Raw genomic sequence first — 23,919 nt, forward strand, 5'->3', positions numbered from 1 at the left:
CCGACTTCTTCAGCAGCCTGTTAGTGATCGACAGCATCCGGCTGCAGCGCATCTATCAAGAGCGCGCATCGACGGGCGCCGGCATCGCGCCGAGCTTCAGCGCATGCTTGTCAGCTCTGCCCAGATGATGTGATCATTGTCTGGAAACCCGACCGCCTCTCCAGGTCATTGAAAGACCTGCTGACCCTTATGGCGAGGATCGATGCTGCCGATGCCGGGTTCGGGTCGCTGACTGAAGCCATCGACACGACGACGCCGGGAGGGCGGATGATGATGCAAGTGGTCGGAGCCTTCGCGGAAGTCGAGCGCGAGATGATCCGAGAACGGAGGTAGGATTGGAGCGTGATTGCAAGAAAGGTCGGCATCCTAATCGAAAGCCTAAGCTTTCTGACGATCAATCTCAGGAGATCCGCGACCACGCTGTATCCGGCCGGCGCCCGGAAGCGGATGTTGCGCGTCTGTTTGCTCTACACCACCCCACGATCAGCCCGCGTCCTTCGAGAGACACCCACATGACCAAGCAGCTTGAGCTCTTCCCGGACGATATCCGCATTGAGCGCATCGACCCCGACCGGAACATGCGCCGCTTCTATCGAATGCACATCCAGCCCGATCTCTTCGGTGGTGTGACCCTCATCAAGGTTTGGGGCCGCATAGGAACAATGGGCCGCCAGCGGACAGAGGCATTCGACGATGCGGGGCGGGCCGTGGACGCCCTCCTCGTGCATCTGAAAGCCAAACAGCGCCGAGGCTATGGACACGGGCCGTGAGTATTAGCTGACGCCCCTCAAGCGGCGACTGATCGAATTATACTCAATCAAATACCCGAACGCCGTGGAGGTCCCTGGCGTATTTCACAACTGACTGAGTGAGCATCGGCGATCCCTCATTTCAAAGCCGCAATGAAATCTTTGGCGGTTTGTAAAACTCCATTACACGTCGAGAGATCGTCCGTGATCAACTTTTCTTCTAAAAATTCCGCTCCATCCGAGGCGACATTCGCCGCCATCCGATCGTCATAGTAAACCGCTATGCCAATAATCTGTCGCCATACCTGATCGCCGATCTGACGAATCTGTTCCGCGCCAAGTTGATCCAGCCCCATTGCGCATTGTCACCAGTGGCGTGTCGAAACGACTATATGAATGTCGAATTTATCCTCGCGGTGGTCCAGCATCGCACTTTTCACTTGGACATTCACCTCGCGCAGCGCAGTGGTAAGCATCCAAGTCACTTGTTCATACTTAGCCAACGTGGCCTCTCGAGAGGTCTCGGCACTCGATATGTCGCGTGCCGTCACGGTGTTGGTGGAAAACGGGCCGGTTCTTCGGATGAACTCAGCAAGTAACCTGACCGCAATTTCGGGCTGCATCTCTCCGATGAGCAGGTCAGTGAAAATATTATCCTGAGGCTCTCTCAGTCGGCGGAAAAACAATCTCGGGTGATCTTTGCAAATGCCCTGCCAGGAAAAATCGTCAACGCGCAACGAAAGTTGTGGCAGAGCCTTTTCGTAGGCCTGTCGCTTCTCTCCAGGCTGACCATCGTTTGTCGCCATTCCTTTCCCTCCAACTGGACGCAGAACGGGGGTCTTGTTCATCGTAGATTGGCGGATTTCACGACAAAGAGCGGGGTAAGCCGGAAGGACCCGTATATGCGCTCACCTGACCCGAGCTCCACCCTGATCTCCTATTCTCCTGGCCTCTAGAAGCGTTGGAAAAACAACCTTTAGCGTAGTGCGTGACCTCCTCCATAAAACGAATATGTTGCCGAAGGCTAGGTCAAGCCCTGCATGGATCTTGCATCCACCGTCAAAGCAAGCATCGTAAACATTCCACGTTGCGCAGGCGCTGCAGGGGGTGGTGGGGTCACGGCTCTCCCTCGATCCGCGGGGCTTTTCAAGAAGAGCTAGCGCACCATCCTTCTGCCCACAGAGAGGAGACCTTCATGACAATCACAAGACTTGCACTTGCCGCAGCCGCGACCACCCTCGCCTTCCCTGCCATCTCAGCGACGCAGGACGAGTTGCGCGAGGCACTGGTCGGCAACACGTTTCAGGGCGACATGGGCGGAGGGGGGTATTCCAGCTACTTTGCCGATGACGGCACGTATTACGATACCGACACGTCAGGTGTCTACGAGATCACCGAGAAGGGCGTCTGCTACCCGGATACCGATTTCGGATGTTACCAAGCCAAACTCGATGGCACGGTCCTGGAGTGGATAAAAGACGGCGAAAGCGCCGGTACCGGAGAGATCCTGGAAGGAGACGCACTCGACCTTTCCGCGGAGTAAGAAGGCCAACATTACGGACATACTGCTCTCTGGCCGACCGCAACCAATCACATTTGGAGTTGCGGCAATGCCCGCAACGCAAACGCTCGCGGTTATGTCGGCCCTCTGGTCACGGCCGCTATTTTCGTCAACGACTTGCACAGATTACGGGTCATGCGCTCAGCGCCCGCGTGCGGCGTCAGCGGCGCAGTCTTGTCCTAGGCCGGGGTCATCATCTTGCGGCCTACGATGCATGATGTTGCCAGCACTCGAGGAGGCCCAAGTCAGGTCGGCGGCATAGCCCCTGTTACCAGAACGGCTTCCCTCGCGAGGGTTTTGAGCGACACTCAGTAACCCATTCCGGTGCCGTGAGCCGCTCTGCCGAGCAAATCCACCGGTCAGACAGCGATGTCGTCCTTGGCTCTTCGATTGGCCAGCAGCGTCCAGGTCTTCGCGGAAATGTCCGGCAATATTTCGGCGATAGGGCGCAGTTCGGGACGTCGCCTGGTTCTGCCGCGCCCCGTGACGTCGCTCACAGGCGCTTTGTGGCCTCGATTGGCGCTATCCCGGCAATGAGAGCAGCTCTCCCCGATGCCACACCCATCGGAATGGTCACTCGAAACTTGAGCCCTGTACATCACCGGCCTCCCGCCAAGATTGAGTTTCGCCAAACGTCATACGCGATATACGATAGTTACGCATCCTATGGGAGACTAGTTTCGCAACGGACGAGGGTAACGCAACGTCAGGCAAGGCCTTGCAAAGGCTCGGCTTTGAGCATCTGAGGTCCCCTTCCCCTGCCGGAGAGGACCTTCCGACCACCCCATCCTCCTGCTGTGACCCCGAAATCCCCCGGAAAATCAACTCACATGTCCCAGAAGTGCTGACGGAGACAATTGCTGACCAATACAGTTGCTAGCCTGCTGGGCATGGATGATGATCACCCGCACGTGGTCCGGGATGTCGATGGCATCCAGAATTGGGGCAGAAGGGCAGAATCTTGACTGAAGACGATCTGGAGCCGCTCTTTGAGGCTGTGAGGCTCATTCAGCACCGCGCAGCCAGCATTCCGACGCTGCATGACTGGCATACCGAGGCGGCGCAGCGGGCAGCAGAGACAGCCGGCGAATGTTCCGTGATCGCACGTGAGGCTTACGACGCTATCGCCTCGAATCAGGGTCTTCATACCTTCGACCAAAAACATGCGCGCCTGTTTCCGCCTGACAAAACCTTTCCTTCATGGCCAAAATGACCAACAGGCGCGGACGGCATGTCGGCTGGCAGGGGCAAGCTGAAAGATGATGACGGAAGCTAAGGCCGCCGAACGGCTGAAACGAATTGCAAGGTTAAAATCTCAAATCGATAAGGCAGGGGGTGGAGCCCCTACCTCCATCCTGCGCCGGATCCTCGACCGTGACTATCAGGCCCTCAATCCCGCCGACATTCCCTTGCACATCTGGGCGCGCCATGAGGAGGGTTCGTGACGCGGCCCGTCCTCTATTGTCCGCGCTGCAACAGGAAATTGTTCTCCGTCTATCTCATGACGCAGCAAGGCCCGATACGGGAAAGCTGGCGGCACACATGCCGCAATTGTGGGCCGATAGAAGCAATAGATGCGCGGCGGAAGCCGTTTTCTCTCTATGACGAAGGGCTATGCCCTGTCTGCGGGTGCGACCTGCACCCGATGCACGTCCTTACCGATACCCACCCTCGACGGGCGGAATACTGGTATGTTTGCAAGGAACACGGGACGTTCAAAACCGGCGAATTTCCACTAAAGGACGATTCCCCCGAATAGGGACAGCTCCCGGTGGTCGCACAGCCTTCTCCCCCGATCGGAGAGACGTGACTTCGTGCGGAAGTCCGGGCTGACTTCACGGGGGACCCGGCACGGGCAGTTGAGCCGGCCGATCTCGATCACCTCATGATCGCGCGCCCGTAGGTCACACCCGGTCCAGGCGTCGTGCCGAACCGTACCGTCCAGATGCCGAGCGAGACCAATCCGGCTGCGATTCCCTATTTATTGCGCCACTCTTCCAGCTTCGAGAACAGCTCATCGACCGAAAGAAACAGCAATCGATCGGATCGTAGGACGTCCCGTGTCACCAAGTTGCGCACCGTGTAGAACCAGCGATCGATCATCGCCCGCTCGAGGCGTTCGAGGCGCAGCACAAACTCTTGCTGCATACGGGGATGCGCGGCGTTCTGGTCACGAAGCAGCTTGTCGCGGCGCGGAGATGACATCTGGGCCATGAGGGGCGCTGGGATGTCGACCAGATAGGGGCCGATCTTGTCGAGGAGGACCCGTCCACGGACATGACTTGATACCACAAAATTTCCCCCATCCTCCCGCCGAACCTCCTCATACGCAAACCCGTTGGCCTTTGCTCTTTGCTCGAGAACATCCTTCAGCCCACCAACCTCCGCCAGATTGTGTGGAACAATTATTACAATGGCCTCGAGTTCGGTAATATCGACAAAAACCTTTGCCCGCGATTGCAACTGGTGACGCAGAAAATTATGAAAATAGCCCGTGGCCAATCCGGTCGTTGCCGAAACATCGAGCAGCGGCAATCCATAGAACTTGCTGATGGCATTGCTGGATGCGTTTAAGGTGGTATCCTGTCCGCTGAGCATTAAGCCGATTTTCTGGGATAAGCCGTTGTAGAGCTCCTCTTCGGTGAACGTATCGACGAGCAGAGCGTATTCATCTCTGAGGTAGTGGGAGATGGTTCTCGCTTCCGGGACTTTCGGGTTTCTGAACGCGACCGGAATCACCGGCTTACCCAGAGCGTGCATAAGGGTCAGCTCGTACATCGCGGAAGGACTTGCGCTCGAACAGTCGAAGATCCCAAGTTCACTTCTCTCGATCATCGAAAAGACCCGGTCGGTGATCGTGCCGATCGCTTCCCGAGAGGGATCAAGAAGAAGCGGACGGTACGGCCCGTCCGGATTTTGCTCCTGGTACTCGGTGATGATCCTCTGAATGACCGCAGCGATGTTCGGCAGGTGATCGTCAAAGCTCAAGCCCGCGCCATCGGTGCGCGGGTTTCCCATCGGACCGCCTATGAAGATATCGAGGGGTTCCCGTGTGCTTTCCATGATGCAATGCTCTCCATGCTTCAAACACTGTCGCGAGGTCTTTCGGACCTCGCTAACAAATTTGGCTAAACAGTCTCTTTTACGGTCTGTTAGATAATACTCAAAAGCCAGAAAATCCTAAAAATATGCGTAGCAGGGGGATGAGTGATGAGCAAACCAAACAGCGATCTCGGTCTCAACGAAGGAGACGAGACCTACCTTAGGAACCAATACCCGAAGATCGCAGACCACCTGATTTGGCCAGAACTCCAGGCAGAATTCCTCGACCACGAGGTTGCCGCAAAATCCCTCAAGACGGGATCGCGACGGCGCAGCTTCCTGGCAATCGCGCTCATCACACTCTCCTTATTGGCGACGCTCATCGCCACCTCCTCGCCTCTAGAGGTGTTCATCGCAGCGGATTCCGCACTAGCCAAAGGATTGATCGCCACCTCGGTCATACTTCTTGTCGTCGCCCTGCTTCTCGGAAAGGGGATACTCTTCGGGCGCAAGCGTGATGACTGGCTCACCCACAGGTTGATTTCCGAGCGTGTGCGGCAGTTTTACTTCCAGTTCCTCTTGGCGCATCTCGAAGAGATCTGCAGTACGAGCGTTTTGGATAGACAACGCGTTCTCGAGGGCAGAGCTAAGTCTTTGGAACGTGTACTTCGCCGGGTGCGTGCAGGTGCTTACCGCCAGACCGTTCGTGACGATACGACACTCAATGAAGCTCTTATGATCGACATTCCGGACTCTCAGCGAGGCAATCTGGATAGCGAACGTTACGCCGAGATAAAACGTTTCTGGGAAGAGCTTCGGTTTAACTGGCAGGCGGAGTATTCCACCAGTACGCTTGATCGGAAAGCAACACCGTTTCCCCTGTTTGGGTCTCTGGCAGACCAGGAACACACAGTGAAAACACTCGAATTTATCGCCACCCTTGGCATCGTAACTTTCCAGATGCTTGCCGTTTCAAGCCAGCTGCTGCTGTCAAGCTCTTCGGATCAATCGCAATTATTTGTATTGGGATCAAGCCTGCTTGCCATTTGCGTCGTCGGGCTGCAATCCTACAAGGACGGCACGGGATTGACAGAAGATTTGTTGCGAAATCGCGCCTATGCAACATATTGCTCGAAGCTAACTCGCGACTTCAAGATGGCTGAATTGAAAGATGATCGTTTCGCCGAGATTCATGCAATGAGAGAAATGGAGACGCTGGCTTATTTCGAAACGCGTGAGTTTTTAAACACTCACAGCAGGGCGCAGTTCTCTCTTTAACACCCCCCGCAACCCGCTCGGCGTGCGAGCGCCGCGCAACGTCGTTTTCCTTGGCTCGGCGGAAGATTTCTGCTTTGCGCCAAACAATCTTCTCGGTTAACTGCGCAAGGGCCGCGCGAGGACCTTGAGATGAAAACAGCATCGGCGGGCAATCCGCGGCCCAGGTCTCCGACGAGCGCCACCAGAAACGCGCCCCGCCACAGAACTTGATCGCAACAAGGCAGAGTGGCAGCGGTCTGAGAAATGCCAGCGCCTGGTCCCACCCCAGCGTCTTGCGTCACACGGCTCGCCCCGTGCCATCAGCTCCATGGAACTGGACTATATTCTTCGCAAGATCGAGCCCGACCGTGGTAATCTTCGACACGACCGTCCTCCTTTGTGGATCCTCGCTGATCCACCTTGGCACATCGATGCCGTCAGGGGGGCGGTCACCTCATCACCGCCACCCCAGTCTTGGGCGATGGAATAGGAGCTTACAGAGCGCCGAGCCCCGCAACTGCCATCGTCCCGGTAGAGAAAATCCGGCCTACGGGATTCCACGAATAGCGCAGGCCACCACAAATCGGGTATAGAATAGGTATTGAAACCACCCCCGAACAAAAACGGCCTCTCGCGCTGCAACGCGAGAGGCCACCACTCTTAACAGGAGCCATGTACACTCAACGATTTGGCAAACCGTTACTCGTTACCCATAGCGGGCCCGCCAAGCGGGACTTGGCGGGCCCCCGCTGCTGCCACCACCTTATTGTGGCAACACTTTGACCGACCCAAATGTTCGTTGATGTATTGCAACCACGGGAACACCCGAAGTTGCCTTCCGACACGAGCATTCAGACCAGATGATCAAAGCCAAAACATCAGATGACGGTCGCGAACTTCGCGATCACCCAGACCAGGACACCAAGGCCCACAAGCGTCTCGATGAGCAGGCCACGAGCTCGTTCGCGCTTCTTGGTCTGCAGTTCCGAAGCAATCTGAGAGCGGCTCATCTTAACTTACCCTTCCGGCAATCGTGTACAGAGTATCAGGCGTTTCAGCGAAGCCGGAGGATGACCCCCGCATGACCTCGCTCCCAACGAGATACGCAAACTCGCCTCGAGGATGAATTCTGCCCAAGGGTATTCCACCGGCCCGGAGGCATACCAATGTATCCGGCGGGATAGGCCTCTGGTCACAGCACAACGTGGCGACGCCCCGGAAGGCCCCGCCGACGGCGCCAGACCGCAGCTGATTCGCGTCAAATCTCCCGCTTTGGGAGAAACGACTCAGCACAAGATCGACCAAAGGTAGAAAACCGCTTACGGGCTTGAAAAAAGAATCGAACCAGATCAACGCGAAACGCGCAGCCCTTCGCTTACGCAGCGAAAAGATGACCCTGCGTAAGAGTTCTTCGATATTGTCTCCATGACTGCTGCTGGTGGGATTGCTGCGTAAACCCGGTACGGGTTCTCCAAAAATCAGTAGGCTCTATTACGAGCGACGCCAAGGCGTTCGGGGGTCGAGTATATTGTGCGGTTTCTAGCGCTTTTTTATATCACGTGCGGCGCCTGGCGAGTGATCGTCAGGCGTTAATTCTATTTTCCCCTCCATCAACCGGACACCAAACATCATTACAATATTTGGCGTGTGACAGAACGGCCGTCTGATCGCTCCCTCTGTGAGCAACGTGAGGGCCCAAATTTGCGCTGGGGCTAAAGCGACTATAACGCGCCCTGCATATCTGTCAGAGAGACCTTAAGACGTATATTTTGAAGCGCAGAAGCCAGTTTAAACTCTCTTGTATCACTCATCGCGGAATCCACTCAAGGCGCCTGAATTCCTATCCATATTTTTGTTGGCTCGAGACCATGAGGCTCTGTGTCATCTCCAACATCGGAGGGATTGGATCGACCTTGCGCATGATCGCCCCCGAACCCCATATATCAGACGCCCCCCCACCTCAATTGACCCGAATCCGGTAAATTCCATATTCGCCAGAAAACTCTATCTATTCCTTAGAGTCGGGCCAATGGCATTGGCCGCGCGCTGCGCTACGCGGGGGCTCCGCGCGCGGCCAATGCCAGGCATCGGGACAGCGCTCTTTCGAAAGTGCGCCCTATGGACCGAAGTTCAGCCTCTGGTCTCTCTTTCAAACGAGCTCAGTTCCGCGCGTATGCATCCTCGTATCGGACGATATCGTCCTCACCCACATAAGTGCCGGTCTGTACTTCGATGAGAACCATCGGCACGCGGCCCGGATTTTCCATCCGGTGCGCCGCACCGAGCGGGATGTAGATACTCTCGTTCTCTGTCACGAGCTTGACCTCGTCATCCACTGTCACCCGCGCCGTGCCCTCGACCACAATCCAGTGCTCGGAGCGGTGGAAATGGCTCTGCAGCGAAAGCGCTGCCCCCGGATGCACAAGGATACGCTTGACCTGAAAGCGGGGGCCGACCACGAGGCTTTCGAACCAGCCCCAGGGTCGGTGATCCTTCGGGAAGGAGACGGCCTGGGCTGCCCCCTTCTCCTTCAGCGCCGCAACCGCCCTTTTGACGTCCTGAGCGCGGGACATGTCGGCGACGAGAACCGCGTCGTTCATGGCCACAGCTATCACGTTCTCGAGCCCGATCCCGACGACCTCGAGCCGCTCGGTTTCGGATCTGAGGAGCGTGTTGCGGCACTCGATCGCTGTGGCGTGTTCGGAGGCAACCACACCGTCCTCGTCCGGACCACTCTCACGCCAGACCGCGTCCCAGCCCCCGAGATCGGACCAGGCCTCCCCATAGGGCACAACCGAGAGGTTCGAGGCCTTCTCCATCACCGCGTAGTCGATCGAGATGTCCTCGCACCCCGCCCAGGGGCCCGGGGCGAGACGCAAGAAACCCAGATCGGCCTGGGCCTCCTCGAGCGCGGCCCGCACCGGGCCCATCAGCGTTGGCGCATGGGCCTCGAAGGCTGCGATCATGTCGGCGGCGCGGAAAAGGAAGATGCCCGCGTTCCACTGGAAGTTCCCGGCCGCCAGCATGTCGGCGGCGCGCGCCTCATCCGGTTTCTCGACAAAACGCGAAAGCTTCACCGGACGGCCCGCACCATCCGGCGGGGCGGAGAGTTCGAGATATCCGTAGGCGGTCTCGGCATGGGTCGGCTGGATACCGAAGGTGACAAGATCCCCCGCCCGCACCGCCTCGAGCCCGCGCGCCACCGCGGCGCGGAAGGCCTGCGGATCGGGCACCACGTGATCGGACGGCGCAACCAGCAAGATCGCCTCAGGATCGCTCTCGGCCGCATGCAAGGCCGCGGCCAGCACGGCGGGTGCGGTGTTGCGGCCCTCGGGCTCGATCAGAACCGGTCCGGGATCGATGCCCACATTCGCCAGCTGCTCGGTCACGATGAAGCGGAAATCGGCGTTTGTCAGCACCATCGGCCGGGTGAAGGCCAGCATATCATCCTGCCCCGAAAGCCGCCTTGCCGACGCCTGGAACAGCGTCTCCTCCCCCATCAACGGCACAAACTGCTTGGGATAACTCTTGCGCGACAGCGGCCAGAGCCTTGTTCCAGATCCACCGCAGAGAAGAACCGGCGTCAGCGTCGTTTGGGCTGCTGATGCGCTTGTCACGTTTTCCTGGAGCATTTGACGCTCTTTCCTCTGGCGGCTGACACGGCCGACCTCGACGCGGTTTCGAGACCAAGACTTATCGCTATGGGCACCATGTTTCATCCACCTGGCGCGAGGAAGGACGTTGTGAGGCGCGAAAGTGACAAGGCACGTGGCGCACTGTCCAGCCTTTTTGCACCTCGATACAGAGCAGTCTGGACAGCCCAAATTGACGCTCTGCCGAGACCCCGAAAGCGAAACAGGCTTTCCGAATGCTTGCGCACAAACGCACCGAAGCTGTGATGGTCCTTCGTGGTTCACATAATCTCGCCATGGGCGCGGTCTCGCTTAGATCACTCATCCAACTCGAGATCTGTTAAGATACTGTAACGGCTAATAGATAATTGCGTATTGGTATGATTTTAGTTGTGCGCAAGGGCACAAACTGGTGATCCATCGAGAGGCTTTGCGTGATTTGCGAACGGCGACCGAAGCGCCGATCTGTTCGTCAGCGGAACGCGACACCGTGTTCCGGACCACTTACCGCCCCGGGGTGCAAATACCGGGGCCTCAGATCGGAGATCACCCATGAAAGCCATTCTCACGTCCCTCGCCGTCGCAACTGCAGTTGCTGTTCCGGCCCACGCCGCAACCACGACCGAAGCTGCACAGGTCAAGATCGAGCGTTACGCGCCCAATGCCGACGTCTCGGCCCTGACCGACACGCAGGTCGCATCGATCCTGAACGCGATCCACTCGCAGGACAGCCACGGCGAGCGTAGCTCGATCGTTGAATCCCTGCTGCGTCAGTACCAGTAAGTCCGATGAGCCGCGCCCTGCTTCGCAGGGGGCGGCTCCGAACGTCGAGGTCCGGAACCTCGTGTCCAGAGATATCTAGGAACTTGCGATTACACGCGGTCCACGCGCGGCGGCAGGCAGGCCCAGCGGATGTGGATCGGCATTGAAAATGACCCTTGGTGGGTAGCTTTTAAGTCATTGTGGTATAAAAATTTCTGCAGTGCGAGAAGACAAAGTCGGAGCCGAAAACTGACCCTATTTTCGCCGCCGTTATTGCAATGATCCCAAATAGTAAGAGGGTTTTCAGCTGGGGGCACGGTTCGACGCCGATCCACAGTCCCAGGTCCTCTCCTTGAAAATCTTGCCCAATCGTTCGGCAGGAAAACCTCCTCCAAAACCCCTGCGGCTCTGCGCTCCGCAGGTTGCGATACGTGCAGCCGCGTTCGGGGAGAAATCTTTGCGCGACCCTTCAGGAGTGAACAGCGCATAGGAAACGATAAGCGCTTTCCTTAACTCCGTCCTCCCGTGATTTTATCGTAAATCAAGAATTGGACCGTTAATCCATGATGATCAAAAAGCCCGGCGCAGCACGTTTCCGGATCGAAGAGGTCACACACCCATTACGCACCCTATCCGCATTACCATCGGCGTTCTGATCCGCCCGGGGCCCTGGTGACGGCGTAACCGCCCCTCGCCGGCATCAGATGTGCCAATGTGGGATTTTCGAAGAGGAAGAACCCTTCCTCAGCCACACGGTTACAATTTTATAGTATTTTATGCTTCCGAGCCTGAGCGCCACCAGGCGGCCTCCGCGCTGCGCGCCAAAACATCTCCTCTTGTGTCGATAAGGCTTGACCAAGGGTAAACAAATCTGCTCCCTTTGGAAGGTGTCGGTAAATTTGAGACGATGCGGGCGCGCATCGTATCTTTTGTAAGGTGAATTAGAGAGAACGGCGGGCCTTACCCGCTGATTAATTGGAGAAAGTTAGGGGGGACCGTCCTTCGGGTTGTATCGACCGCAACGTCATATCCCTGAAGGTTGCATAATAGATTGGATTTGAAACCGGGCTCATTCTGCATGGGCGCCGCTCCCATCAATCTGCGATACGGACCCACCATAGTCTTGGTCTTTTGAACCCGTCAGCGGGAAAATGAGGATGTGGCATGGCTATCAATTTCAATAATATCGGGACATTCGCAGGTACAAATGGCGGTCCCAACGTTCTCAGCAACCCAACCTCGCTGCAATTTGGACCGGACGGACGTCTTTACGTCTCCGAGCAAAACGGATCAATCAACGCCTTCACGCTGACCATCGAGAACGGCGTATATATTGCGACAGACCACGAGCTGCTCGTCGATGGAGCCGGCAACGAAGTTGTCAAGAATATCCAGAACCACAACGATGACGGATCGCTGTCCGGCCAGAGCAACCGGCAGGTCACCGGTCTTGTCGTGACAGAAGACGATCAGGGAAATGTGGTTCTCTACATTTCCTCCAGCGATCCGCGGATCTCGAGCAATGGCGAAGTCAATCTCGACACCAATTCCGGTGTCATCACAAAGGTCACCCAGAACGGTGACAGCTGGGATACCGTCGATATCGTCCGCGGCCTGCCCCGGTCCGAGGAGAACCACTCGACGAACGGCTTGGCGCTGAGCCCGGACGGGACCAAGCTCTACATTCAGAACGGCGGCAACACCAACAACGGCGCACCCTCCTCCTTCTTCTCCTATACCGCGGAATACGCGCTCTCGGGCGCGTTGCTGGAGCTCGATCTGGCCGATATCGAGCAGCGCTCGGTCCAGACCGATCCCGCCGGCGGACAAGGTGGGATTGCCCGAGACTACGTCTACGACCTGCCCACACTTGATGATCCGAACATCACCAATACCGATGGCGGCGGCGGTGAGGACGCGTCGGGAATGGACGAAGCCGGGCCATGGGGCGGCAATGACGGGCTCAATCAGGCCATCCTGCCGTCAGACGCCCCCCTTCGGATCTACGCGGACGGATTTCGCAACCAGTATGACATCGTCGTCGCGTCGGACGGAGACCTCTACACCGTCGATAACGGCTCGAACGGCAATCTCGGCGGCTATCCCAACACCGACACGACCGGCGAGGCGCTCAATACACCAAACAATGGCGGCCAGGGTGATCCCGAACCTCTCTTCCATATCGTCGAGGGCGGCTATTACGGTCACGCCAACCCCACACGAGCAAACCAAGACCAGGCCTGGACCGTCTACAACAACAACGGCACCCCCGACGGCAGCGTCGGAACAAATACCGTGTCCGATATTTCGGCGCTTGTGCCGGATGGGGTCGCCATCGAAGACGGATATCTGATCGACCCCTCACGTTTCGCCGCCGGCCCCGGCCAGTCGCTGGCCGATCTCAGCGAGAGCGAACGCGCCGCGCGCCTGATCGAAAGCGGCACACCCGTGAACCGTGACGGCCCCGACACCAATGCCCTGGCGACCGTCGGCTCCTCCAGCAACGGCGTCGCCGAATACGACAGCGGGGGACAGGCCTTCGGCGGCGTCCTCGACGGCATGCTGCTTGTCACGCAGTTCAACGACAACATCACGCTGCTCAACCCCAATGGTGACAATACCGGCATGGCCCCCATCATTGATGACGACGGCAACGTTCTGTCCTCAAACGGCGTCCTCCAACTCGGCAGCTTCGGCCTGACCGGCCTCGGCAATCCGCTCGACGTCACCATCGGCCCCAACGGCACGATCTGGGTCGCCGAGATCGGCTCCAGCGAGATCAGCGTGTTCGCGCCAAGTGACCTCGTCCTCCCCGACGATCCCGATTTCGACAATGACGGGCTCTTCAACGAGATCGATCCCTTCCAGCGCGATGCCACAAATGGCGGCTCAGCGCTCGTCCTGCCCAATCAGGAACTCTTCTGGAGCTTCGCCGCCTCCGGCGCCGGCAATGACTTCCCCGGACCGGATGGTTTTGGCGGCGGCCTGACGGGCGTCATGATCGACGGGACGACCGATTTCGAACAGGCGCTCCAAGCGCCCTCCGATCTCCCGAACCAGGATGTGAAGCTCGACAACGTGAAGTTCAACACGGCCGCCGGTGGCGGGGCCACGGTGGTCGAGTTCGTGTCCAACGGCGACCCCTTCACCGACAGCGATTCCGGTGAGTACCTTTTCCATACTGGCGCGACGATCGCGCCAACCGTCGAGACCTTCACTGTCACCTGGTCGATGTTCAATCCCGGTGAGGCGTTTGTCGGCCCGTTCCAGCAGATCGGTGGCTATCTCGGCACCGGCGACCAGAGCAACTACCTCAAGATCGTGGCCCTTCAGCACCCCAGCGGCGAGGTCCAGATGGTCCTCGAGGACGGGAATGCCGCGCCTGCATCAAACCAGCAATTCCTGCAGGCCGACGACCTGTTCGACGTCGCCGAGATCGACGCGGCTAAGATCTTTCTGTCACTTACGATCGATACGGTCGCCGAAACGGCCACCCCCTCGATCACCTACGAGACCGCCGGTGGCGGGACCACAACCGTCGACGGCAGCGCTCTCTCCATCGCGGGCACAACCGTGCTCGACGTCATCAAGGGGGATTATTCGGTTCAGGGCCAGACCACGGGCCTCGCCCTCGGATTGTTCTCATCGAATACGGGCCAAGACCCGGCCGATACGTTCCAGGCGGTGTTCGATGACATCCGCGTCACCGCGACCGGAGACGACACCGCACAGGTGCTCTACCGGGTCAATGCGGGCGGCGAGCAGGTCGCGGCGATCGACGGGGGGCCCGATTGGGCGGCGGATACGGCCACCACGCCGAACCCCTATCTCTCCGATGCCGGCAGCAACTCGACGACCGGCTTCCCACAGGTCGAGCCGGGCGCCAGCGTTCCGGCCACGACGCCAGGCGCCGTCTTCGATACGGAGCGTTGGGACGACGCTGACGGCACTGAAATGGCGTGGTCCTTCGACACGCCCCTGGCCGGTCTCTACGAGGTGCGCCTCTTCCTCGGGAATGGCTTCACCGGAACGTCCGCACCCGGCGAACGGGTCTACGACATCGCCATCGAGGGAGAGGTCCTGGCCAATCTCGATGACATCGATCTTTCGGCCGATTTTGGCCATCTGACCGGCGCGATGATCTCGAACATCGTCACAGTGACGGACGGCGCGCTCGACATCACGTTCCTGCACGGAACCGAGAATCCGCTCATCAACGCGATCGAGATCATCCAGCTCGGGTCCGCACCGCTAAGCGTCTCCGTCGTGAACGGACCGGTCAACGTGTCCGAAAGCGATGGTCAGGCGCAGATCTCGCTGCTGACCAATCAGACGGTGCCCCTCGACGAGACAGTCACCGTCGCCTACGAGATCATCCCCGGCAGCGCGACCGCGGCACTCGACTACACGGTGCCCGATGCCAACTTCGATCCCACAACCGGCATCTACAGCGGCACGGTCGATATCGCGGGGGGCTCCTCCGACGTCCAGATCCCCGTGACGCTCCTCTCCGACACCGATGTCGAGGGAGACGAGACCTTCACCTTCTCGATCACAGGGGTCAGCCCAAACGTGTCGATTGGCACTGGTTCGGCCACTATCACTATCGCCGATGACGACGCGGCTCCGGGACAGGTTCTGTTCCGCATCAACTCCGGCGGCGAGGAAGTCGCCAGCACGGATGGTGGTCCGTCCTGGTCGGCCGACACGGCAAATGCGCCGACGCCGTTCCTTGTGGCAGGCGGACCAAACGTCTTCACCAGCACCGCGGCTTTCACTGTCGATCCCTCCGACGTCAACGGCGCGCCGGCGGCAATCTTCGACACCGAGCGCTGGGACCCGCCCGCCGATGCCGAAATGCAGTACGAATTCTCCGGACTCGCGGCAGGCCAGTACACAATCAATCTCTACATGGTCGAGGGCTCCACTGCGCAAAGCGCGCCCGGCGAGCGCGTCTTCGACGTCGCCGTCGAAGGTGTCGTGCCAACGGTGTTTGACGACATCACGCCGTTCGACAGCTACGGCAATGCCGCCTTTGTTCTGTCCTACACGACGTCCATCACCGACGGCACACTCGATCTCGACTTCCTGCACGGGGCCGTCAACAACCCCGCGATCCGCGGTATCGAGATCCTCGCCGCCGGGAGTGCGGCGCCAAGCGGCGGTGAAGCCATTCTGGCGATCAACAATGCGCCCGGCCAGATCGACAACATCCAGATCTCGAATTTCGGCAACGGATCTTTTGTCCTGACCAACACCGGGACCAAGGACATCGCATCGGTTACGATCGACGTGTCCGGAGCCCTCTATCCCGACAGCGTCTTCGACCCCTTCGGCGTTGCGGGAGACACAACCTCAAAAGCGATGACCATTTCCGGCGGCAGCGGAACCGGCGTGACCGAACCCTCCGGCGGATATTATCTCGGCGCCGGCGGCGTGCTCGGATACGAAGGCGTGCAGCTCGACTTCAATCCCAACACCAATGGCGGCTTCAATCCGGGCGAAAGCGTCGCCTTCGCGGTCGACATGGACCCCAACTCCATCGCCGGGGCCCAGAAATCGATCCTCGATCCCGGTGCCGATCCCGCTTGGGACATTGGCGGCATCAGCGGCGCCGAGCTCATCGGTTCGACCTTCACCATCACCTTCACCGATGGCACCACCGCCACGGGCCAGCTGCAGGGTCAGACCGATCCCACCGGCACCGCCTATCAGGGCGGCTCGCAGGGCATCGCCTCGCAGGACAGCCCCGGCACCGAAGTCTCCCTGTCGGTCAATGGCCTCACCCCCGGCGAGAGCGGCAGCTATTCGGGTGGCGGCCCACAGGTCATCGTCGATGGTCCAGCCGGCACAACGGTACGTGTGGTGCTGACCATGGGCTTCATCCAGCCCGGCGAAAACCTTTTCCCCGATACCGCCGCGCCCGGCGAGTATCACGACCAGCTCGACGCTCAACTCGTCGCGCTCGCCAGCTCGGACTTTCCGGCCAACAACGCCGTGGACTTCCAATCGGTCGACGTGCTGCTCGCGGGTGGCCCGCAGGACATCACGTCGCTCTTCAACTTCGACGCCGTGGTCAACGGCGGTCCCCTCGGCGGTGGCGGATGGAACAATGACGTGGAGGGGCAGCTGCCCCTCGGCCTCGTCGTCAGCGCCATCGATCCGGCAAATGGCAACCTGCCCGCGGGCCCCGTCACCGCGCCGATCCACCTGACCTACCAGGAGGTGATCGAGGCCGATCTGTCACTCGACAAGACCGTCTCCGATCCGGCCCCAATCATCGGCGATACCGTCACCTTCACCCTGACGGTCGACAACGCAGGAGGCTCAGACGCGACCGGCGTGGCCGTCGAGAACCTTCTGCCAGCAGGTTACACGTTCCTCTCCGCCAGCGGAGACGGGAGTTTCGACAGCCAGACCGGGCTGTGGACGATTGGCGCCGTGGGCGCAGGTTCGAGCGCCACACTCGACATCGAAGTCACCGTCGAGGCGCTGCCGACCGATGACGTGGTCACGCTCCTCATCCGCGTGAATGCGGGCGGCGCGGAGGTCGCAGCGAGCGATGGCGGCCCGGCCTGGTCGGCCGACCAATCGGCTGTCTCCGCAAACGGTTCGGCCGCGCTCGGCACACCCTCCCCCTATCTCGTCGATCGCGGCGTGGCCGACGATGACGTGACCTACGGCTCCAACGCGCCGAGCGGCCCCGGTACAAACGCCACCGGCGCGCCTGACGATCTCTTCACCACCGAACGCTACAGCGCGCTCGCAGAGCCCGACGGCCTCGCCTACGCTTTTGAGCTCGACAATGGCACCTACGAGGTCGAGCTGTTCTTCGACGAGCTGTTCTTCGACAGTGAGGGCGCTCGGATCTTCGATGTCGAGATCGAAGGCAGCCTGGTCCTCGACGATTTCGACCCCTTTGCCGCCTACGGCAATGATACCGGCGTCGAGAGCTTCCGTGTGGTTGTCGAGGACGGCGAGCTCAATATCGACTTCCTGCAAGGCGCGGCCAACAATCCGAATATCGGCGCGATCCAGATCTCCAGCGTCGAGACCGTCGTGACGGGCGATTACGACAGCTACGCCGAGATCGTGGCATCGGATATTCCCGACCCGGATTCGACACCCGGCAATGGCTCGACCGACGAGGACGACGATGTGACTGTCGGCGTGACGCCGGTCACGACTGCCGATCTCGAATTGTCCAAATCCGTCTCGGATTCCACACCCGCGATCGGAGACACGATCACCTTCACGCTCGAATTGGCGCATGTCGCCGGGGTCGCCGCGACAGGTGTTGCCGTGCGGGATGTGCTGCCGGACGGGTTCAGCTATGTCTCCGACAGCGGCGCGGGCGCCTACGACCCGGCCACAGGCCTCTGGACGATCGGCGATGTGGACCGGGACGGCACCGCCACGCTCGAGATCACCGCAACCGTGAACGGCCCTGTCACCCCCGAGGCCGAGACCGTCCTCTACCGGGTCAATGCCGGCGGGGCGGAAGTGGCCGCGAGCGATGGCGGTCCGGCCTGGAGCGCCGACACGCAGGGCGCAAATTCCCCCTATCTCGTCAATGCAGGATCAAACAACGACTTCCCGGAGAACGGCTCTGCCAAGCCGGGTATCGACATCTCCGGCCTTGCGGGCACCGGGGTCACCGCCGAAGTCCTTGGCATCGAACGTTGGGACAATTCCAGCGATGCGGCGGGCGAAATGGCCTGGGCTTTCGATGTCGAAGCCGGCGAGGCCGTGCGCATCAATCTCTACCTCGCCGAAATCTTCACGGGGATCCCCGATGCCGACGGCAGCGGCGATCCCACGGGCGACCGTGTCTTCGACGTCAGCGTCGATGGTGTCATCCCGGCGGTCTTCGACGATATCGACCGCTTCGCGCTTGCCGGTGCGTTCGACACCGGCGCCATGCTCAGCTTCGAGACCGTCAGCGACGGCACGATCGATCTGACATTCCTGCATACCGGCGTCGAGAACACCGCCGTCCAGGGCATCGAGATCATCCGTCTGAACGACACCACACCCGTCACACCCGATTATGCGAACCGTGCCGAGATCGTTGCTGCCGATCAAGCCGACCCCGACTCGACGCCCGATAACGGCGTTGCAGGCGAAGACGACGACGCCAGCGTCACGGTCGAGGCCTCCGCGGGCGGTCGCAACGCAGCCACGATATCTGCAATCGTGGACGGCGCCGAACCCGGCACGGACGGTCAATTCCTCGTCTCCCTGGAGGACGCGGTCGCGGTTGATACAACCTTCACCTACGCGATCTCCGGCTCGGCCACGAACGGCACCGACTACACCGCTCTGACCGGCACCGTCACCATCGCGGCCGGCCAAAGTTCGGTCCAGATCGATATCGATGTCCTCGACGACGATGTGTTCGAGGGCGACGAGACGGTGGAGATCACACTCACCGGTGTGACGGAGGGTGACGATAACATCGATATCGCAACGCCCTCCGCCAGCCTCGACATCGTCGAGAACGAGGCCCCTGCCCTGTCGGGCGGTGCGCTACAGCTCGTCGTCACTCCAGGTGCAGGCCTGGATGCGTCGACCTTCAGCAACGGCAGCTTCACGCTGACCAACACCAGCACGGACGCGGATATCAAGATCACTTCGGTCAGCATCGACCTGTCGACCGGCATTCTTCCCGATATGGTGTTCGATCCGACGGGGTCCGGCGGGGACGCCACCGCCTCCCCCTTCACGCCAAACAGCGGCGCAGACTCGGTTGGCCTCGTATTGCCCGCCAATCCGGCCGCGGACCCGTTCTCGCAACCCCGCAACGGTGGCTTTGACGTGCTGAGCATGTCGTTCACCGATTTTGGACAGGGCAAGTCGTTCAGCTTCACAACCGATGTCGACCCCAACAGCATCCAGGGCGTGACAGGCGCCGGAGCAGCGGGTGCCGTGTCTGGCTACGAGCTGATCGGCGCCACGATCACCGTGACCTTCGACAACGGGACAACCACGCAAACCTCGGTCGGCAGCCTCTTCGACGAAAGCCTTGTCGGGGGCGGCGGCGGATCGCTCGGCGGCGCTCTGGGGACGGTCACCACCACCGATGCCATTGCGGCCCCGACCCTCAGCCTGATCGACGGCAGCGGAGACCTCGTGCCCTCGCTGCCCGGCCTCCAGACCAGCGTGTCCGGTGACAATATCACTGTCCTCGTGACCGGGACACCCGGCGCGACAATCAAGCTCCTGCAGATGGACAGCCGCCTCTTCATTGCGACCGGCGCGCCGGCCTTCGACGTGACGGCCACCGAACAGCCGTTCTACGCAAACGAAGCAATGGCGGGTAAGGCGCTGTTTGAGGGCACAATCGGCATCGACGGGACGCTCGAAATCCCGGCGACGCTTCTCACCACACAAGGCACTGGCGGGACACCGGAAGGTGGGCTCAACCAGTTCGTGGCCGTGCAGGTGGTGGGCGGGCAAACAAGCGTGGCGAGCACGCCTTTGACGGTGCGCAAGACGCCCCCGGTCTCGCTCGAGTTCAGCTACGCGGACGACACCTTCCGCAACACCAGCGAGCCCACCTACGCCGAAGGCGAGATCGACGGAGATCTCCTGCGTGTCGAGCTCGGTGGCGGGGATCGCCAGACCATCACCGATATGTCGGCCGGCTGGTCGACGACCTTCGAGACCGTGGCCGGGCAGCGCGCCACATTGGCCTTCGATTATCGCATTGCCATGGCCGCCTCGCTCGACATCGGCGAGACCGGAGAGGTTCTGGTCTCCGTCGACGGGCAGGAATACGTCATCGACGTTCTCGCCGCGGGCGACGACGACGATGTGGGTGAGGATACCGGCGTCCTGCAGGCCTCGCTCGATCTCGGCGTCCTCGGCGCGGGTCTGCACACGTTGACCTTCGGGGGCTATCTCAACCAGAAGACCCGACCCGACGAGATCGCCACGATCGAATTCGGTAATATCGACCTGTCCCTGTCCTCTGCCAATACCGGCGACGACGACGGCAATCTCTCCGTCACCACCGCAGATGTGTTCCTCGACGCCAACGAGACCGGCGCGGTGGATTTCATCGTCTCCGGTATCGACGCCGATGCCGCTGCAATCGTCACCATCTCCGACGGTGTGACCGAGGTCACTGGGGCCCTTTCGCAGGACGGCACGGTCACGCTCGACCTCTCGGGCCTGTCGCTTGGCGCCGCTGCGGTTTCGGTTATGGCGACCGATAGCGACGGCAACGTGGCCGAGGTCAGTGGGCCGGGCCTCACCCTGGTGCCCGCCACCGCCGATGACGATGGCGATCTGACCCTAGTCGCGCCTGACCAGAGCATCGATGCGGGCGAGATCGGATCCGTCAGCTTCACAATCAGCGGCCTCGACGCCGACGCCACCGCCGAGATCCGGGTCTCGGACGGCACCGAAACCCGCACCGCTTCTGTCAGCGCCGATGGGACGGTCACGCTCGACCTGTCCGGTCTCGCGGACGGGACCGCAGTGTCCGAGATCGTGGCCACGGACGTCTTCGGCGCCACCACCGTCGTGACCGGCCCGGATCTCGAGATCACAACCGCGGCGCCCCCGGCTCCGGATTTTGATTTCGACGACGGTCCGCAAGGGTTCGTCTATGCCGACGATACCTTCCGCGGCACCTCTCAGCCCGGCTACGCAACCGGTGAAGCCACAGATGGGGTGTTGCGGGTCGAGCTCGGTGGCGGGGACCGCCAGACCATCACCGACATGTCGGCCGGTTGGACGACATCCTTCTCGACCGTGGCCGGACAGAGCGCGGTGATCGATTTTGTCTATCGCATTACCACGGCCTCCTCCCTCGACATCGGAGAGGTCGGTGAGGTGCTCGTCAGCGTGGACGGGTTCGAATACGTGGTCGACGTGCTTGCGGCGGGCGACGACGACAATGTGGGTGAGGATACCGGCTTCCTGCAGGCCTCGCTCGATCTCGGCGTCCTCGGCGCGGGTCTGCACACGTTGACCCTCGGGGGCTATCTCAACCAGAAGACCCGACCCGACGAGATCGCCACGATCGAATTCGACTCGCTCGGGTTCACGCTCTCCACCGTCTCCGGGGCGGATGACGACGGTAATCTCGCCGTCACCACCGCGGATGTGTTCCTCGACGCCAACGAGACCGGCGCGGTGGATTTCATCGTCTCCGGTATCGACGCCGATGCCGATGCACTCGTCACCGTCTCCGACGGTGTCACCGAGGTCACTGGGGCTCTCTCGCAGGACGGCACGGTCACGCTCGACCTCTCGGGCCTGTCTCTCGGCGCCGCTGCGGTTTCGGTTATGGCGACCGACAACGATGGCAACGTGGCCGAGGTCAGCGGGCCGGGCCTCACCCTGGTGCCCGCCACCGCCGATGACGATGGCGATCTGACCCTCGCCGCGCCCGACCAGAGCATCGATGCAAGCGAAATCGGATCCGTCAGCTTCACAATCAGCGGCCTCGACGCCGATGCAACGGCAGAGGTCCGGGTCTCGGACGGCACCGAGATCCGCACGGCGTCTGTCAGCGCCGATGGGATGGTCACGCTCGACCTGACCGGTCTCGCGGATGGGACCGCAGTGTCCGAGATCGTGGCCATGGACGTCTTCGGCGCCACCACCGTCGTGACCGGCCCGGATCTGGCACTCTTCACCCAATCCGCGCCGCCGCCGGCGTCCGATTTTGAGACCGGCGCCGATGAGTTCGTCTATGCCGACGATACGTTCCGCGGCACCTCTCAGCCCGGCTACGCAACCGGTGAAGCCACAGATGGGGTGTTGCGGGTCGAGCTCGGTGGCGGGGATCGCCAGACCATCACCGACATGTCCGCCGGCTGGTCGACAACCTTCGAAAGCGACGCCGGACAGACCGGTCTGCTCGATCTCACCTACCGCATCGAAATGGCCTCCTCCCTCGACATCGGGGAGATCGGTGAGGTGCTCGTCAGCGTGGACGGTTTCGAATACGTGGTCGATGTGCTTGCGGCGGGCGACGACGACGATGTGGGTGAAAATACCGGCTTCATCGAGACGCAGATCGATCTCGGGCTCCTGTCAGCCGGTCAGCACACGCTCACGCTTGGCGGGTTCCTCAACCAGAAGACACGCCCCGACGAGATCGCCACAATCGAGTTCGATGCAATGGAATTGATCCTGCTGACGGACGACCTCTCGCTTTGACGGCGACCGGCAGCACGCATCGAAAGGGGGTAGAGGGGTGTGTTTCATTGGGCTGGACGGCAGGGAATGGGGGACACTCACGCGGCGTTAATGGTAGCAATCCCTCAGACGGAGCCTTGCCGCGTCCTCTGACACGTGTCGCAAGACACACGGCGCCAAACATGCGCCCAAAAGCGCCCGAGAAGCAGGCCAGCGAGCAATCCGGCCCCGTCGGCCAGAATGTCGGCCAGCTCTCCTTGCCGTCCAGTCCAGGGCTGAACCACCTCGATCACAACACCATAAACCACTGTCACAGGGAGTATGCCCCAGAGCAGCCGAGGCGCAAACGTGGCTGCGGGCAGGACAAGTGCTGCGAAAGCGGCAACATGATGGAGCTTGTCATTCCCCGGAACACCCTCCGATGGCGATAGCGGTACAAGGGTCAGAACAGCAACGATCCCGGCAAGCATGGCCGTAACGCTCAGCACGATCGTGTTGCGTCTCGAGAAATCAGGATACGCCAAGAAGTCAACATCTCATGAAAAACAAGGGCCATCACAGGCAGCCAGTCCTGCGACCAAGCACGGATCGGCCGGGCGATGCAAGCATCGTCAAGCTGTTTCGTTCCGGCATTGGCTTTCTTACTCTGAACGCCCGGAGGGGGAAAACCTGACGTCTCCATGTCCAGCCTCAGGGGAGTACTCCAGGTTGGCCGGAAATTGCTCCGCCGTTGACAGTTGTGCTCGCAGTTGGCTTCCCC

At 60.4% G+C, this 23,919-nt stretch carries 13 protein-coding genes and 1 pseudogene; 8 read left to right on the top strand and 6 right to left on the bottom strand.

Translation table 11 applies throughout. The annotated features are described in order from the left end of the window. Window positions 1–129: 129 nt before the first annotated feature. On the top strand, window positions 130–333 hold the full coding sequence (locus OCH239_RS23930) for a recombinase family protein (RefSeq protein ID WP_084782634.1): 204 nt from the start codon (window positions 130–132) through the stop codon (window positions 331–333). A gap of 179 nt (window positions 334–512) precedes the next feature. Further along, entirely contained in the window at window positions 513–770 is a 258-nt protein-coding gene (locus OCH239_RS17965; protein ID WP_037265831.1) for a WGR domain-containing protein, read from the top strand. A gap of 116 nt (window positions 771–886) precedes the next feature. Here the strand turns inward: OCH239_RS17965 and OCH239_RS17970 are convergent, their stop codons facing one another. Beyond that, entirely contained in the window at window positions 887–1,105 is a 219-nt protein-coding gene (locus OCH239_RS17970; protein ID WP_037265793.1) for a hypothetical protein, read from the bottom strand. A 9-nt stretch (window positions 1,106–1,114) separates the two neighbouring features. Continuing rightward, window positions 1,115–1,555, bottom strand: coding sequence for a hypothetical protein (locus OCH239_RS17975; protein ID WP_037265796.1), 441 nt, complete (start codon window positions 1,553–1,555; stop codon window positions 1,115–1,117). A 389-nt stretch (window positions 1,556–1,944) separates the two neighbouring features. Here OCH239_RS17975 and OCH239_RS17980 point away from each other — a divergent pair, with 389 nt between their 5' ends. From OCH239_RS17980 to OCH239_RS22880, 3 genes are all read left to right on the top strand, one after another. Beyond that, window positions 1,945–2,292 (top strand): hypothetical protein, encoded by a 348-nt coding sequence (locus OCH239_RS17980; protein WP_037265798.1) that lies wholly within the window; start codon window positions 1,945–1,947, stop codon window positions 2,290–2,292. Window positions 2,293–3,271: 979 nt separating this feature from the next. After that, window positions 3,272–3,523: a hypothetical protein gene (locus OCH239_RS22875; RefSeq protein WP_157577947.1), complete on the top strand. Its 252-nt coding sequence runs from the start codon at window positions 3,272–3,274 to the stop codon at window positions 3,521–3,523. Between the two features lie 46 nt (window positions 3,524–3,569). Then, window positions 3,570–3,755 carry a hypothetical protein gene (locus OCH239_RS22880; protein ID WP_157577948.1) on the top strand — a complete coding sequence of 62 codons (186 nt, stop codon included), beginning with the start codon at window positions 3,570–3,572 and terminating at the stop codon, window positions 3,753–3,755. A gap of 532 nt (window positions 3,756–4,287) precedes the next feature. Here the strand turns inward: OCH239_RS22880 and OCH239_RS17990 are convergent. Next, window positions 4,288–5,373 (bottom strand): STING domain-containing protein, encoded by a 1,086-nt coding sequence (locus OCH239_RS17990; RefSeq protein WP_037265804.1) that lies wholly within the window; start codon window positions 5,371–5,373, stop codon window positions 4,288–4,290. Between the two features lie 147 nt (window positions 5,374–5,520). Between OCH239_RS17990 and OCH239_RS17995 the strand changes: the two genes are divergently transcribed. Next, entirely contained in the window at window positions 5,521–6,630 is a 1,110-nt protein-coding gene (locus OCH239_RS17995; RefSeq protein ID WP_037265806.1) for a hypothetical protein, read from the top strand. Between the two features lie 175 nt (window positions 6,631–6,805). On the opposite strand, the pseudogene OCH239_RS23610 reads toward OCH239_RS17995, so the two are convergent. The 3 genes and pseudogenes from OCH239_RS23610 to OCH239_RS18000 all read right to left on the bottom strand — a co-directional run. Beyond that, window positions 6,806–6,994: pseudogene (locus OCH239_RS23610) on the bottom strand (IS110 family transposase); the annotation flags it as partial. A gap of 493 nt (window positions 6,995–7,487) precedes the next feature. Further along, on the bottom strand, window positions 7,488–7,619 hold the full coding sequence (locus tag OCH239_RS23780; protein ID WP_280111430.1) for a hypothetical protein: 132 nt from the start codon (window positions 7,617–7,619) through the stop codon (window positions 7,488–7,490). 1,149 nt (window positions 7,620–8,768) lie between these two features. Next, on the bottom strand, window positions 8,769–10,241 hold the full coding sequence (locus tag OCH239_RS18000; protein ID WP_051489598.1) for a mannose-1-phosphate guanylyltransferase/mannose-6-phosphate isomerase: 1,473 nt from the start codon (window positions 10,239–10,241) through the stop codon (window positions 8,769–8,771). A gap of 552 nt (window positions 10,242–10,793) precedes the next feature. On the opposite strand from OCH239_RS18000, the gene OCH239_RS18005 reads away from it, so the two are divergent. Beyond that, window positions 10,794–11,024, top strand: coding sequence for a hypothetical protein (locus OCH239_RS18005; RefSeq protein ID WP_037265808.1), 231 nt, complete (start codon window positions 10,794–10,796; stop codon window positions 11,022–11,024). Between the two features lie 1,143 nt (window positions 11,025–12,167). Continuing rightward, window positions 12,168–23,180 carry a malectin domain-containing carbohydrate-binding protein gene (locus OCH239_RS18010; protein ID WP_037265812.1) on the top strand — a complete coding sequence of 3,671 codons (11,013 nt, stop codon included), beginning with the start codon at window positions 12,168–12,170 and terminating at the stop codon, window positions 23,178–23,180. Window positions 23,181–23,919 lie beyond the last annotated feature (739 nt).

The sequence above is a fragment of the Roseivivax halodurans JCM 10272 genome, assembly GCF_000521785.1.
In the GTDB taxonomy this organism is placed as follows: domain Bacteria; phylum Pseudomonadota; class Alphaproteobacteria; order Rhodobacterales; family Rhodobacteraceae; genus Roseivivax; species Roseivivax halodurans.